The 13673-nt window shown below is 69.1% G+C and carries 15 protein-coding genes; 10 read left to right on the plus strand and 5 right to left on the minus strand.

Features of this window, described 5'->3' with window-relative positions; all coding sequences use genetic code 11:
* Window positions 1–143 precede the first annotated feature (143 nt).
* Entirely contained in the window at window positions 144–2849 is a 2706-nt protein-coding gene (gene acnA, locus FM111_RS12180) for an aconitate hydratase AcnA (RefSeq protein WP_087141212.1), read from the minus strand.
* A 186-nt stretch (window positions 2850–3035) separates the two neighbouring features.
* On the opposite strand from acnA, the gene ccmA reads away from it, so the two are divergent.
* Complete coding sequence (ccmA, locus tag FM111_RS12185) at window positions 3036–3656, plus strand: heme ABC exporter ATP-binding protein CcmA (protein WP_179205093.1); 621 nt, start codon at window positions 3036–3038, stop codon at window positions 3654–3656.
* Window positions 3653–4318: a heme exporter protein CcmB gene (gene ccmB / locus FM111_RS12190; protein ID WP_087141214.1), complete on the plus strand. Its 666-nt coding sequence runs from the start codon at window positions 3653–3655 to the stop codon at window positions 4316–4318. Before ccmA ends, ccmB begins: the two co-directional genes overlap by 4 nt.
* Here ccmB and FM111_RS12195 read toward each other — a convergent pair.
* From FM111_RS12195 to FM111_RS12205, 3 genes are all read right to left on the minus strand, one after another.
* Window positions 4315–4761 (minus strand): Smr/MutS family protein, encoded by a 447-nt coding sequence (locus FM111_RS12195; protein WP_256968251.1) that lies wholly within the window; start codon window positions 4759–4761, stop codon window positions 4315–4317. The genes ccmB and FM111_RS12195 overlap by 4 nt on opposite strands.
* Before the next feature lie 173 nt (window positions 4762–4934).
* Complete coding sequence (locus tag FM111_RS12200; RefSeq protein ID WP_003166522.1) at window positions 4935–5168, minus strand: helix-turn-helix domain-containing protein; 234 nt, start codon at window positions 5166–5168, stop codon at window positions 4935–4937.
* A 24-nt stretch (window positions 5169–5192) separates the two neighbouring features.
* Window positions 5193–5804 (minus strand): DUF2975 domain-containing protein, encoded by a 612-nt coding sequence (locus FM111_RS12205; protein ID WP_087141216.1) that lies wholly within the window; start codon window positions 5802–5804, stop codon window positions 5193–5195.
* 440 nt (window positions 5805–6244) lie between these two features.
* On the opposite strand from FM111_RS12205, the gene rdgB reads away from it, so the two are divergent.
* Window positions 6245–6847: an RdgB/HAM1 family non-canonical purine NTP pyrophosphatase gene (rdgB, locus tag FM111_RS12210; protein ID WP_087141217.1), complete on the plus strand. Its 603-nt coding sequence runs from the start codon at window positions 6245–6247 to the stop codon at window positions 6845–6847.
* Window positions 6848–6962: 115 nt separating this feature from the next.
* Complete coding sequence (gene hemW / locus FM111_RS12215) at window positions 6963–8093, plus strand: radical SAM family heme chaperone HemW (RefSeq protein WP_087141223.1); 1131 nt, start codon at window positions 6963–6965, stop codon at window positions 8091–8093.
* 4 nt (window positions 8094–8097) lie between these two features.
* Here hemW and FM111_RS12220 read toward each other — a convergent pair whose 3' ends face one another.
* Window positions 8098–8718 (minus strand): alpha/beta hydrolase, encoded by a 621-nt coding sequence (locus FM111_RS12220; protein WP_373407976.1) that lies wholly within the window; start codon window positions 8716–8718, stop codon window positions 8098–8100.
* 192 nt (window positions 8719–8910) lie between these two features.
* Here FM111_RS12220 and rsmI point away from each other — a divergent pair, with 192 nt between their 5' ends.
* From rsmI to FM111_RS12250, 6 genes are all read left to right on the plus strand, one after another.
* The gene (gene rsmI / locus FM111_RS12225; protein WP_087141218.1) at window positions 8911–9783 is read left to right on the plus strand and encodes a 16S rRNA (cytidine(1402)-2'-O)-methyltransferase; all 873 of its coding nucleotides are present in this window, start codon (window positions 8911–8913) and stop codon (window positions 9781–9783) included.
* Entirely contained in the window at window positions 9780–10208 is a 429-nt protein-coding gene (locus FM111_RS12230) for a YraN family protein (RefSeq protein ID WP_087141219.1), read from the plus strand. Before rsmI ends, FM111_RS12230 begins: the two co-directional genes overlap by 4 nt.
* A complete protein-coding gene (locus tag FM111_RS12235) occupies window positions 10205–11017 on the plus strand; it encodes a SirB1 family protein (protein WP_087141220.1) in 813 nt (270 codons plus the stop codon). Before FM111_RS12230 ends, FM111_RS12235 begins: the two co-directional genes overlap by 4 nt.
* Window positions 11018–11229: 212 nt before the next feature.
* Entirely contained in the window at window positions 11230–12180 is a 951-nt protein-coding gene (gshB, locus tag FM111_RS12240) for a glutathione synthase (protein ID WP_087141221.1), read from the plus strand.
* Between the two features lie 27 nt (window positions 12181–12207).
* A complete protein-coding gene (locus FM111_RS12245) occupies window positions 12208–12912 on the plus strand; it encodes a hypothetical protein (RefSeq protein ID WP_143276110.1) in 705 nt (234 codons plus the stop codon).
* Window positions 12913–12978: 66 nt separating this feature from the next.
* On the plus strand, window positions 12979–13673 hold a 695-nt coding region (locus FM111_RS12250), incomplete at its 3' end, for a magnesium chelatase domain-containing protein (protein ID WP_087141222.1).

Here is a 13673-nt window from a genome sequence, read left to right on the forward strand (position 1 = left end):
ACTGGGTCCCCGCCTCCGCGGGGATGAGCGGGGGTGTTGTGCAACGAAAAAGGCCGGCGGATTGCTCCGCCGGCCCTTAACTCAATCAGGCCGCGTCGGGTCGAGAAGGCGGAGCCTTCTGACCGCGGCCGACTAAAAAGCCCTTACTTCTCGTCGCCGCGCGCCAGATTGCGCAGGACGTAGGGCATGACGCCGCCAGCCTTGAAGTAGTCCAGCTCCGTCTGGTTATCGATGCGGCAGCGGACCGGGAAGCGGGCCATCTTGCCGTCCGACGGACGGAACATCTCGACCCACAGATCCTGGCGGGGCTTCAGCTTGCCGACGTTGGCGTCGGTCAGGCCGCGGATCGTGACGATCTCTTCGCCGGTCAGGCCCAGCTTCTGCCAGCCGTCTTCCTTGAACTGCAGCGGGACGACGCCCATGCCGACCAGGTTCGAGCGGTGGATGCGCTCATAGCTTTCGGCGATGACGGCGCGGACGCCCAGCAGGCGGGTGCCCTTGGCCGCCCAGTCGCGCGACGAGCCGGTGCCGTATTCCTTGCCGGCGAAGACGACCAGCGGACGGCCTTCGGCCTGGTAGCGCATGGCCGCGTCGTAGATCGACATCGTGTCTTCCGAGGGGAAGTGCTTGGTGACGCCGCCCTCGATGTCCGGGGTGATCTTGTTGCGGATGCGGATGTTGGCGAAGGTGCCGCGCATCATGACTTCGTGGTTGCCGCGGCGGGCGCCGTAGCTGTTGAAGTCCAGGGCGTCGACGCCGTGGTTGGTCAGGTACTGACCGGCGGGCGAGGCCTTCTTGATCGAACCGGCCGGCGAGATGTGGTCGGTGGTGATCGAGTCGCCGAAGATGCCCAGCACGCGCGCTTCGACGATGTCCGTGACCGGAGCGGGCTCCATGGTCAGGCCCTCGAAGTAGGGCGGGTTTTGGACGTAGGTGGAGGTGTCCTCCCACTCATAGGTCTGGCCGCCGGTGACGGCGATCGCCTGCCAGTGCTCGTCGCCCTTGAAGACGTCGGCGTAGCGCTTGGCGAACATCTTGGGCGTGACCGACTTCTTCTGGATGGCGGCGATCTCTTCCGAGGTCGGCCACACGTCCTTCAGGAAGACGTCATTGCCCTTCTTGTCCTTGCCGATCGGCTCCTTGGTGATGTCGATGCGCATCGAACCGGCCAGGGCGTAGGCGACGACCAGCGGCGGCGAGGCCAGGTAGTTGGCCTGGACGTCCGGGTTCACCCGGCCTTCGAAGTTGCGGTTGCCCGACAGGACCGAGGTGGCGACGAGGCCGTTGTCGTTGATGGCCTTGGACACGGCCGGATCCAGCGGACCCGAGTTGCCGATGCAGGTGGTGCAGCCATAGCCGACCAGGTTGAAGCCCAGGGCGTCCAGGTCCTTCTGCAGACCGGCGTCGGTCAGATAGTCGGTGACGACCTGCGAACCGGGGGCCAGCGAGGTTTTGACCCAGGGCTTGGGCTTCAGGCCCAGGGCGTGGGCCTTGCGCGCCACCAGACCGGCGGCGATCAGCACGCTGGGGTTGGAGGTGTTGGTGCACGAGGTGATGGCGGCGATCACCACATCGCCGTCGCCGATGTCGAAGCTCTCGCCTTCGACGGCGGCGCGCGGGGCGTCGGCCGGACGGGCGAAGACGCCGGTCAGGGCTTCTTCGAACGACGGCGCGGCGACGGTCAGTTCAACACGGTCCTGCGGACGCTTCGGACCGGCCAGCGACGGCACGACCGTCGAGATGTCCAGCTCCAGAACGTCGGTGAAGATCGGGTCTTCCGAGGTCTCGTCGATCCACAGGCCTTGGGCCTTGGCGTAGGCCTCGACCAGGGCGACGCGCGCCTTCTCGCGGCCGGTGGCCGTCAGGTAGTCGATGGTGGCCTGCGAGACGGGGAAGAAGCCGCAGGTGGCGCCGTATTCCGGGGCCATGTTGGCGATGGTGGCCTGGTCCTCGATGGTCATGCCGGCGATGGCGGGACCGAAGAATTCCACGAACTTGCCGACCACGCCCTTCTTGCGCAGCATCTGGGTGACGGTCAGCACCAGGTCGGTGGCCGTCGCGCCTTCCGGCAGCTTGCCGGTCAGCTTGAAGCCGATGACTTCGGGGATCAGCATGGGGATCGGCTGGCCCAGCATGGCGGCCTCGGCCTCGATGCCGCCGACGCCCCAGCCCAGGACGGCCAGGCCGTTGATCATGGTGGTGTGGGAATCGGTGCCGACCACGGTGTCGGGATAGGCGACAGTCTTCTTGCCTTCGTCGGCGGTCCAGACGGTCTGGGCCAGGTTCTCCAGGTTCACCTGGTGGCAGATGCCGGTGCCGGGTGGCACGACGCGGAAGTTGTTGAAGGCGGACGAGCCCCAGCGCAGGAAGTTGTAGCGCTCGATGTTGCGCTCATACTCGCGCTCGACGTTCTGACCGAAGGCCTGGGCGTTGCCGAAGTGGTCGACCATGACCGAGTGGTCGATGACCAGATCGACCGGGACCAGCGGGTTGATCTTCTTGGCGTCGGCGCCGAGCTTGTCCATCGCATCGCGCATGGCGGCCAGGTCGACGACGGCGGGAACGCCGGTGAAGTCCTGCATCAGCACGCGGGCCGGACGGAAGGCGATCTCGTGCTCGACGGCGCCCTTGTTCTCGATCCAGGCGGCGACGGCCTTCAGGTCGGCTTCCGTAACGGAGACGCCGTCTTCGTTGCGCAGCAGGTTCTCCAGCAGCACCTTCATCGAGCGCGGCAGGCGGGAAATCCCGGCCAGACCGGCTTCCTCGGCGGCAGGAAGGCTGTAATAGGCGTACTTCTTGCGCCCGACCGCGAGGTCCAGGCGGGTCTTGAGGCTGTCAATCGACGGCATGGAGAGTAGTCCTCTGACAAACGCCGCCCGACAATTCGGTTGCGCCTTCGCGCGCTGGACGTCGGGGCGCACAGGTCCCCGGCGCGCGCGGCGAAAGCCTGCTGCGGCGCCTGCGCATATAGTCCCGCGCGCGAGGGCCGTCCATGTATCCACACCCTTGACGTGGACATTGAGAGAGACTCGCAAGTGCTGACGCGTCTGGAGATAGCGGCCCTGGGCCTTTCGCGCGGCGAGCGGCGGCTGTTCAGCGGCCTGTCCTTCGCCCTGTCGGGGGGCGAGGCGGCGGCCCTGACCGGGGCCAATGGAGCGGGCAAGACCAGCCTTCTGCGGGCCGTGGCGGGCTTCATCCGACCCGATGCGGGCACGATCGCCTTTCATGGCGCCGACGGCGAGGTGGAGGTCGAGACGGCGCGGCGTTCGGCGCTTCATCTGTTGGGTCACCACGAGGGTCTGAAGCCTCAGCGCACGGCGCGGCAGGAGTTGGTCTTTCAGGTTGAATGGATGGGCGGTTCAGCCGCCGCCGTGGACGCGGCCGTCGCGCGACTGAAGCTGGCGCCCCTGCTGGATCTGGAGACGCGCAAGCTGTCGGCAGGACAGAGGCGGCGTCTGTCGCTGGCCCGTCTGGTCGCCGCCCCGCGCGCCCTGTGGCTGCTGGACGAGCCGCTGGCGCCGCTGGACGAGGCGTGGCGCGGCGTCGCCGCCGAACTGATGGCCGATCATCTGGCCGGGGGCGGCATGATCCTGGCCGCCGTGCACGACCCCCTGCCGGTTGCAGCGCGGTCATTGGATTTAGGAGGCGTGCGATGAAGGCCGTCCGCGCCCTGTTCGCGCGCGAGCTGTCGCTGGCCTGGGGCGGCGGCGGCGGGCCGCTGCTGGCGTGCGGCTTTCTGCTGTGCCTGACCGCCATCCTGCCGCTGGCGGCGGGCGGCGATCCGCGCGTTCTGGCCCCGGCGGCCTCGGGGGCCAGCTGGATGGCGCTGGCGCTGGCGTCCCTGCTGTCGCTGGAGCGGATGTTCGAGCGCGACCTGGAGGATGGGGCGCTGGACCTGCTGGCGACCGGACCTCTGCCGCTGGAGGCGACGGTGGGGATCAAGGCGGTGGCGCAATGGCTGGCGACGGGCCTGCCGTTGGCGCTGACGGCGCCGGTCGCGGCCCTGGCGCTGGGGCAGCCGCCGGAACTGATTGTGCTGACAGGCGCATCGGCGGCGTTGGGCGGGCTGGGCTTTGCCTTTACCGGCGCGCTGGGCGCGGCGCTGGCGCTGGGCGCGCGGCGCGGCGGACTGCTGATCGCCGTGGTGGTGCTGCCGCTGTTCATTCCGCCGGTGGTGTTCGGGGCGGGCGCTCTGACCCGCGCCGCCAACGGTCAGAGCCCCGGCTCGGCCCTGGCGCTGCTGGCCGCCTATGTCCTGTTCGCCCTGGTGATCGCGCCGATCGCGGGCGCGGCGGCGGTCAGGAACGCACAGGGCTAGCGCGGCTTCAGCGTCACATAGAGCGCGCCATCGCCGCCGTGGCGCTGGTGAGCGGAGGCGAAGCCGGACACCACCCCGCGCAGGTGCGGCCCGGTCAGCCATTCATGGACCGAGGCGCGAATGATCCCGCCGCCTCGCCTGCCCTGCCCCGTGATGACCAGCACCGAGCGCAGGCCGCGCATCTGGCAGCCGATCAGGAAGTTGCGCAGCTGATCCTCGGCTTCGAAACGGCCGAAACCGTGCAGGTCGATGCGCGCCTCGATCGGATCGCGCTCGCGTGACAGGCGGCGCTGGCGGCGCGGCTCAAGCTCTTCCGGCGCCGAGCGAGGCCGTGGCGCAGCGACCTTCGGCGGCGGAGGCGTAGCCGCACGACCCGCTGAAGCGGGCGTCAGGGCCGCATCGCGCTTCCTGCCCGCAACGCCGCGTGGGGGCGGAGCGACCAAAGGTGGCGGCTCATCGAATATCGGAAGGACGGCGCCGGGCGTCACGCGCGCGGCCTTGCGCCGGACGGGCGGCGTCACTGTGGACGTCACCCGGTTCCAGATGCGTTTGTTGTCATCCTCGGTCGCGGATGCGGCTTTTGGCGGTCCCTTGCCCGAAGGGGGGCGGGCCACGCTCAGCCCTCGTCGTCGAAGGCGTCCGGCGGACCGGGCTCATGGGCCAGCAGGTCGCCGGGCTGGCAGTCCAGCTCGCGACACAGGGCGTCCAGAGTGGAGAAACGCACGGCCCGCGCCTTGCCCGTCTTGAGGATGGACAGATTGGCGACGGTCACGCCGACGCGGTCGGCGAGTTCCGTCAGCGACATGCGGCGCTGGGCGAGGATGCGGTCGAGTTGGACGCGGATGGCCATGGGGTGAGCTTTAGCGTTTCTCGATCAGATCGTCAGTTCGGATTCGCGACGAAGGCGCGCGCCCTCGCGGAACACCTCGGCCAGGACGAAGACGACCAGGACGGAAAAGACGGGGGTGAGCAGGTCGCTGACGCCTTGCGGCTCCATCACGCCGGGGGCGAGGCGCGAGGCCACCAGCCCCTGCACGATCCACACCCCGCCGGTGACGACGGCCAGGATCAGGCCCACATGGCGCAGGCGGCGCACATTGTCCGGCTGGAACGGATCGCCCAGGGTCAGGGTGCGGAAAATCTTGCGCAGATGGCGCAGGATGATCAGGAAGCCGCCGAAATAGGCGCTGAGAGCGCCCAGGGCGAACAGCAGCAGCGGACGCGTCAGCGGCATCTCGCGGCCGTCCGCGCCGTCCGAGACGGTCACGTTCAGATTGTCGATCGGAATGAAGATCGAGGCGACCCACAGAAGCAACAGCAGGCCGGTGACGAGGATCATCACCACATAGGCCACGTCCAGCGCGATCTTCAGCAGGCTGGCGACGGAGCCGGGACCGATGGTCCTGAGGTTCGGCGTCCGCAGTTGGGCGGCGCGAAGCGGGGTCTGGGCGGCGGCGAGCCGGTTCGGTTTCCGCAAGCGCGTCATCGGGCGTCTCAGGCCGGGGGTAGGGGCGCCGTCGCCGCGGCGGGTCCGGCCGACCCGCGCACGGCTCTATTCTTCACGGCGTTCATGGCGATCGTCAAAGCCCCCTCGCTCGCAGGAGCGGTCAGAAGCTTTGGATGATCAGGGCGATCGCGGCGGCCGGCAGGGAGGCCAGCAGGAAGGCGTTGCCCAGGCTGTGCGCCAGACGGTCCATCAGATTGGTCTTGTGCATGGCTTGCATATCGGTCTCTCCATCAATGCACATTTTTTGTGCGTATCTGTTGTACCGCTGGATCATTGTTGCGAGATATTTCTCTCGGCTGAACGGTGCGGCCTTCCGTCCTTGAAAATGAAGATAGGTCGTGCGCCGATGAAAGCCAACTTACATATCGTTTAACGATGTTACCATTTCGCAATGGATCGGACGGGACTAAGGTCGCGCCATGAATCTCAAGCTGATCAAGGGGATGCGGCTCGTCGCCGCCACCCACAATCCGGGCAAGGCGCGCGAGATCGAAGCGCTGCTTGATGGACATTACACGATCGTCACCGCCGGAGAGCTGAATCTGCCTGAGCCGGACGAGACGGAGAGCACCTTCGTCGGCAACGCCATGCTGAAGGCGCGCCACGCGGCCCAGGCCTCGGGCGAGGTCGCCATGGCCGATGATTCCGGCCTGTCGGTCGCGGCCCTGGATGGGGCGCCGGGCATCTATTCCGCGCGCTGGGCCGGGCCGACCAAGGATTTTGATCTGGCCATGAAGAAGGTCGAGCAGCGGCTGGAGGAGATCGCCTCGACCGACCGCCGGGCCTGGTTCACCTCGGCGCTGGCCGTGGCCTGGCCCGACGGCCCCTGTGTAGTGGTCGAGGGGCGGATCGACGGCGAGCTGGTCTTCCCGCCGCGCGGCGATCGCGGTTTCGGCTATGATCCGATCTTCCGTCCCGAAGGCTCCGCCCTGACCTTCGGCGAGATGGATCCGGTCGAGAAGGACGCCCTCAGCCACCGGGCGCGCGCCTTCGCCCGTCTCAAGGCGGCGCTGATTGACTAAGACGCCCGCCCTACAAGCTGCGGTCCTGCGCGAACGCGGCGATAGGGGCGAATATCAATCTGTCCCTCAAGCAGCCGTCCTCCGCGAGGGCGGCGATAGGGATGAAAAAGACTCCATCGCCCTTTACGTCCACTGGCCCTACTGCGCGCGCATCTGTCCCTATTGCGACTTCAACGTGGTGCGCGACCGGGGACGGACGCAGGAGCAGGCGGGGCTGGCGCAGGCCATTCTGAACGACCTGGAGGCGCAGGCCGCCCTGGTCGGGCCGCGCGCCCTGGCCTCGATCTTCTTCGGCGGGGGCACGCCGTCCTTGATGCCGCCCGACGCCGTGGCGGCAGTGATCGCGCGGGCCAGGTCGCTGTTCCCCTCAGCGGGGGACATCGAGATCAGCCTGGAAGCCAACCCCACGGACGCTGAGGCCGGGCGCTACGCGGCCCTGGCCCAGGCCGGGATCAATCGTCTGTCGATGGGGGTGCAGTCGTTCGACGACGTGGCCCTGAAGTTTCTCGGCCGCGACCATTCGGCCGCCGAGGCGCGCCGCGCCATCGCCCTGGCGGGCCGCGCCTTTCCGCGGTTGTCGATCGACCTGATCTACGCCCGGCCGGGCCAAAGCGTCGCCGACTGGACCGCCGAGTTGACGACGGCGCTTGACTTGGGATTCGAGCACATCTCGCCCTATCAGCTGACCATCGAGGGGACGACGGCCTTCGGCCGGGCCGTGGCGCGCGGCGCCTGGTCGCCGCCGGACGAGGATCTGGCCGCCGCCCTCTATGAAGCGACGCAAGGGACGCTCGAGCGCGCGGGGTTCGAGGCCTATGAGGTGTCCAACCATGCGCGAGACGTCGCCGCTCGCTCCAGCCACAACCTGCATGTCTGGCGCGGCGGGGACTATCTGGGCCTGGGGCCGGGGGCGCACGGGCGGATGACCCTGGCCGAGGGGCGCGTCGCCACCGTGGCCGAGCGCCGCATCGGCGACTATGTCGCGGGCGTCGCCGTCGGATCGCCCTGGGCCGAACGCGAGGTTCTCGACCCGCGCGACGCCGACGAGGAGCGCGTGCTGTTGGGCCTGCGCACCGTCGAGGGCGTGCCTCTGACCCTGCTGCAGCGGCTGGATCTGTCGGCGGACGAGGGCCGCCTGGCCGACCTTCTGACGGACGGCTTCCTGAGTCTGAAGGACGGCCGCGTCGCCGCCACGGCGACGGGCCGTCCCTTGCTGGACGCCGTGCTGAAGAGCCTGCTGGTCTAGACGATCAGACCGTCGCCGCCGCCTCTTCGATGAGGTCGCAGATTTCGGACGGGTGCGACGCCAGAGAGGCGTGGCTGGCGTCCAGGGTGATGACCTTGCGGGCGTTCATTCGCGCTGACATCCGCTGCTGATTGGTCGGGGCGATCATGTGGTCCTGGCTCGAGACCTGATACCAGCTCGGCTTGCTGCGCCAGGCAGGCGCCGTGACCGCGTCGCCGAAGGTGGTGGCCAGCGGCGCCTTCTGCGTCACCGCCATGACCAGGGCCTCGTCCGCCGTCAGATCCTGGCAGAAGCTCTCGTGGAACTTGTCGGCCTTGACCCACAGATAGCCGTCGCTGTCGGGGGCCAGGTTGGGGGCGGCGACCGGGGGGTCCTGCTGGGTGATGGCGCCGGGGCTTTCGCCCGCGTCGGGGGCGAAAGCGGCGACGAAGACCAGGGCCGCCACGTTCGGCAGGTCGCCCGCCTCGGACAGCACCGCCCCGCCGTAGGAGTGACCGACCAGGATGACCGGGCCTTCCTGCTGGCGCACCATCTTGCGCACGCGCTCGGCGTCGTCGGCCAGGGAGGTCAGCGGCATCTCGACCGCGTGCAGGGAGGTGTAGCCGCGCCGGGCCAGTTCGGTGATGACCTTGCCCCAATGGGCGGCGCCGCCTCAGAAACCGTGAACGAGGACGATAGAGGCGGATTTGGACATCAGTCGGTTTTCCTTGGAGTTTGGCGGCTCTGACGCCGCGTGTGTCCGAAATGTGTCAAGGTCGCTCGCGTTCCCTGATGGTCGCCGCTTTCACGATACCGTGACGGTGACTAGGATGGCGTCATGTCCGACGTCTTCCTGTTCCCGCCGACCGCCCCGCCCGCGCGCCCCGTTTCGCCGGGTCTCTATCTGGTGGCGACGCCGATCGGGAATTTGCGCGACATGACGCTCAGGGCGCTGGACGTGCTGGCGGCGGCGGATCTGGTGCTGGCGGAAGACACGCGTGTGACGGCCAAGCTGCTGACCGCCTATGGGCTGAAGGCGAAGCTGGAGCGCTGCGACGACCACGCTTCGAAACGCGCGGCCGAGATCGCCGTCGAGCGGTTGAAGGCGGGCGAGGTAGTGGCCCTTGTGTCCGATGCGGGCACGCCCCTGGTGTCCGACCCCGGCTATGTGGTGGCGCGCGCGGCGGCGGCCGAGGGCCTGCCGGTCCACCCAGTGCCGGGACCGTCCAGCCTGCTGGCCGCCTTATGCATCGCCGGGCTACCCGCCGACCGGGTGCTGTTCGCAGGCTTCCTGCCGCCCAAGTCGGCGGCGCGCCGCACGGCGCTGGAGGAGCTGCGGCCCGGCCGCCAGACCCTGGTCTTCTTCGAGAGCGGGCCGCGCCTGCGCGACAGTCTGGCCGACATGGCCGAGGTGTTGGGCGCGCGCCCGGCCGCCGTCGCCCGCGAACTGACCAAACTCTATGAGGAATGCGTGCGCGGCGATCTGGCCGATCTGGCCGTCGATCCGCGGCTGGACGCGCCCAAGGGCGAGATCGTGGTGGTGGTCGGTCCCGGCGAGGCCGAGACGGCCAGCGCCGCCGACGCCGACGCCGCCCTGGCCGAGGCCCTGACCCGCCTGCCGCCCGGAGAGGCGGCGGCCGAGGTGTCCAAGGCGCTGAGCCTGCCGCGCAAGCCGCTCTACAAGCGCGCGCTGGAGTTGAAGGGACGGTGAGCCGGGCTCTGCGATCGCATCCGCCGCCGAAGACGCCCAAGGCGGGCTGGCGCCGAAGGCTGGGCGGTCGTTCGCATCGCCAGGGGCACGACGCCGAATGGATCGCCGCCCTGTGGCTGATGCTCAAGGGTTATCAGGTGCTGGCTTTCCGCCTGAAGGGGCGAGGCGGCGAGATCGACATCCTGGCCCGGCGCGGGCGCACTCTGGCCGCCGTCGAGGTGAAGCGCCGCGCGACGCTGGAGGCCGCGACGCTGGCCCTGGGACCGGACCAGCACCAGCGCCTGATCCGCGCGGCCGAGGCGGCGGCGCGCGGGCGACCGGCCCTGGCGGGGCTGAACCTGAGAATCGACATGGTGGCGCTGGCCCCCGGACGCTTTCCGCGTCATCTTCGCGGCGTGATCTCCACGGGAGCGGACCGGCGTTGACGCGCGAGGAAGCAGAGGCGGTGCTGGCCCAGGCGGGACAAGGGCCCGATGAGGCCTTTCCCTTGCTGGATTGCGCTATCGCCTGCGCGATCCACGACTATCCGTTCCGCGACGCCGATTGCGTGAGGATTCTGGCCGATCACGCGGCCCAGCGGCTCAAGGAGCGGGCCGCCAATGAAAGCCCCGACGACGCCCTGACCGAGGCCCTGGCCGGCGACCTGCGGTTGAACGGCGACCTGCTGAACTACGACCATCCGGCCAACACCGACGTGATTGATGTGGCCGAGCGGCGGCGCGGCCTGTCGGCGGTGCTGGTCATCTTCTATCTGGACGCCGCGCGCCGGGCCGGACTGACGGCGGCGCCGGTCGATTTTCCCGGCCACGTCCTGCTGCGGGTCGAGACGCCCGAGGGGCCGGTGGCGCTGGACCCGTTCAGCCAGGGGCGGCTGGTCCTGCCGTCGGAACTGACGCGCCGCGCTCTGCTGGCGGGGTTGACGCCGCATGTGGCCGACCGGCTGGACCTGCTGATGGCGCCGGTCAGCGAGCGTCAGACTTTGATCCGTCTGCAGAACATCCTGTTCACCCGCGCCCTTCAGGCCCGCGACTACGAAGGCGCGGAGCGCTCGGCCCTGCGTCGCGCCCTGCTGGACCCCGAGGATCACCGCCCCTGGCTGGACGTGGCCGCCGCCCGCGAGAAGCAGGGCGCCCTGACCGGCGCCATGCAGGCCCTGTCGCGCGCCCGCAGCCTGGGCGAGCCGATCGCCGTCTGCGACGCCCGGCTGGACCGGGTGCGGATGCGGCTGAACTGAAGCGCGGCCTTGCGGCGCGCGGCCTCGCGCCTCAAGTAGGCACTGACGGCGCTTCGGCGCTGAAGCAGCGCGCGCCTGCGGCGCGAGCGATAGCGACTATAAACCAGCTCCAAGCAGCGCGCGCCCACAGGGCGAGCGTTAGCGCCACCAAAATCAGCTCAAGCAGCGAGCGCCCGCGGCGCGAGCGATAGCGCCACAAAGAAGGACACTCCATGCTCAAGGTCGCCATCCAGATGGACCCGCTCGAGGCGGTCAACGTCGAGTCGGACACCACCTTCCTGATGGCGCTGACCGGGCAGGCGCGCGGCCACAAGCTGTGGGTCTATGATTTCCGCACCCTGGCGCTGGAGGACGGCCGCCTGTTCTGTCGCGCCCGTCCGGTGACGGTGCAGCGCGAGCAGGGGAACCACGCCGATTTCGGCCCGGAAGTGCGGCTGGACCTGGCCGAGGACGTGGACGTCATCCTGATGCGTCAGGACCCGCCCTTCGACATGGCCTATGTCACCGCCACCTATCTGCTGGAGCGGGTGCATCCCAAGACCCTGGTGGTCAATGATCCGGCCGAGGTGCGCTCGGCGCCCGAGAAGCTGATCGCCACCCTCTTCCCAGGCCTGCAGCCGCCGACCCTGGTGTCGTCCGACCCGGAGGCCCTGGTCGACTTCCACCGCCGCCATGGCGATGTGGTGCTCAAGCCCCTGCACGGCGCGGCGGGCTCGGGCGTGGTGCGGCTGAAGGCGGACGATCCGAACCTGGAAGCTTTGATCGAGATCCACGCCGCCGGGTCGCGCGATCCTCTGGTGATTCAGAAATTCATTCCGGCTGTTTCGGCGGGCGACAAGCGCATCATCCTGATCGACGGCGAGCCGGTCGGCGCCATCAACCGCATTCCGGCCAAGGATCAGGTGCGCTCCAACCTGCGCGTCGGCGGCACGGCGGCGCCGGTCGAGCTGACCCCGCGCGATCGGGAGATCTGCGCCGCCATCGGCCCCTATCTGAAGGAACGCGGCCTGATCTTCGTCGGCATCGACGTGATCGGCGACTATCTGACCGAGATCAATGTGACCTCCCCCACCGGCGCCCAGCAGTTGCTGAACTTTGCGGGGATCGATGCGACCGAGCGCATGTGGGAAATCATCGAGCAGAGGAAACGCGCGGCCGCCTGAGGCCGCGTCAGACGGGAGGGGACTTTTATGACCGTACTGAACAAGGCCGGGGCGTCAGCCGTCCTGGCGCTGGCGATCGCCGGCCCGGCGATGGCTCAGGAGGCGTCGCCGAACGTTGAGCCGAAGCGCCCGTCCCTGGAGGTGCTGGAGCGGATCATTGAGACTCGCACGCCGCAGACCCGGATCGAGACGCCGGATCATGATCGCATCAGCGCGCGGCGCATCGATATCGTCGACGCTGACGGGACGATCCGCATGACCCTGTCGGGGGCGACGCCGCCGCCTATCATCGACGGCGTCCAGTACAAGCGGGCTTTCAACGTCGCCGGCCTGATCCTCTATGACGACAAGGGCAGCGAGCGTGGCGGCTTCGGCACGGCCGACGTCGAGGGCGGCATGGCCGTGCTGGCGCTGGACCACCCGGCGATGGACGCGGTCGGCTGGCGCGTGTCGCCCGACGGCTCGGTCAGCTTCGTCTTCAACCAGGCGCCGCCGCTGGTGCGTGAGCCGGGCCTGGGCGGAGCCCTGGTCCCCGGCGTGCAAACGCCGACGCGGATGCGGCTGTCGCTGGCCGCTGACGGCGCGCCTGCGGTTGAGCTCTCGGACAGGAACGACCAGCCGCGCCTGCGTCTGACGGTGACCGAGGAGGGCTTCGGCGCCATCCAGTTCCTGAACGCCGAGGGCCAGGTGGTCCATACGATCGCGCCGGAGGCCGATTTGCCGGCGAACTGACCGAACAACGCTCTTGCAGCTTTTGTAAGTTCGTGATTTGTTCTCTCGACTGCGGGAGGGAACGGCATGGTCGCGCGGGTGGTGACGGTGGCTTTCGACGGCGTCGATGCGCGCCGAGTCGATGTCGAGGTGCAGCAGGTCGGCTCGCCCGCCGGGGCTTTCGCCATCGTCGGCCTGCCGGACAAGGCGGTGGCCGAGAGTCGCGAGCGAGTGCGCGGCGCCTTTGCAGGCATCGGCCTGGCGCTTCCGGCCAAGAAGGTGATCGCCAATCTGGCCCCCGCCGACCTGCCCAAGGAAGGCAGCCATTTCGACCTGCCGATCGCCCTGGCCCTGCTGGCCTCCATGGGGGTCATCGGGCCGGATGCCCTGGACGGCTGGGCGGCGGTGGGCGAACTGGGCCTGGACGGTCAGATCGCGGCCGTCGGCGGAGCCCTGCCCGCCGCCATGGCGGTGAACGCCATGGGGCTGGGCCTGATCTGCCCTGAGGCCAACGGGCCGGAGGCGGCCTGGGCGGGCGAGGCGCGGCTGCTGGCGCCGCGTTCCCTGATCGGTCTAATCAATCATTTTCGCGGAACTCAGGTGCTGCGCCCGCCCCAGCCGGGGCCGGTGCTGGAAGGGCGCGCCGTTCCCGACCTGCGCGAGGTCAAGGGACAGGAGGGGGCCAAGCGGGCGCTGGAGATCGCCGCCGCCGGGGGCCACAATCTGTTCGAACCGGAGCCGATTGTCATGGTCCCGGCATGGTCTCCCAGACGATCCAGCCA

This window comes from Brevundimonas diminuta 3F5N (genome assembly GCF_900163625.1).
Classification (GTDB): Bacteria; Pseudomonadota; Alphaproteobacteria; order Caulobacterales; family Caulobacteraceae; genus Brevundimonas; species Brevundimonas diminuta_A.

Excerpts from the sequence above, each read along its gene's own strand:
- FM111_RS12205 (WP_087141216.1), bottom strand. The coding sequence starts at position 5,804 with ATGACGCGCTTGCGGAAACCGAACCGGCTCGCCGCCGCCCAGACCCCG.
- rsmI (WP_087141218.1), top strand. The coding sequence starts at position 8,911 with ATGTCCGACGTCTTCCTGTTCCCGCCGACCGCCCCGCCCGCGCGCCCC.
- FM111_RS12245 (WP_143276110.1), top strand. The coding sequence starts at position 12,208 with ATGACCGTACTGAACAAGGCCGGGGCGTCAGCCGTCCTGGCGCTGGCG.
- acnA (WP_087141212.1), bottom strand. The coding sequence starts at position 2,849 with ATGCCGTCGATTGACAGCCTCAAGACCCGCCTGGACCTCGCGGTCGGG.
- FM111_RS12200 (WP_003166522.1), bottom strand. The coding sequence starts at position 5,168 with ATGGCCATCCGCGTCCAACTCGACCGCATCCTCGCCCAGCGCCGCATG.
- gshB (WP_087141221.1), top strand. The coding sequence starts at position 11,230 with ATGCTCAAGGTCGCCATCCAGATGGACCCGCTCGAGGCGGTCAACGTC.
- ccmB (WP_087141214.1), top strand. The coding sequence starts at position 3,653 with ATGAAGGCCGTCCGCGCCCTGTTCGCGCGCGAGCTGTCGCTGGCCTGG.
- rdgB (WP_087141217.1), top strand. The coding sequence starts at position 6,245 with ATGAATCTCAAGCTGATCAAGGGGATGCGGCTCGTCGCCGCCACCCAC.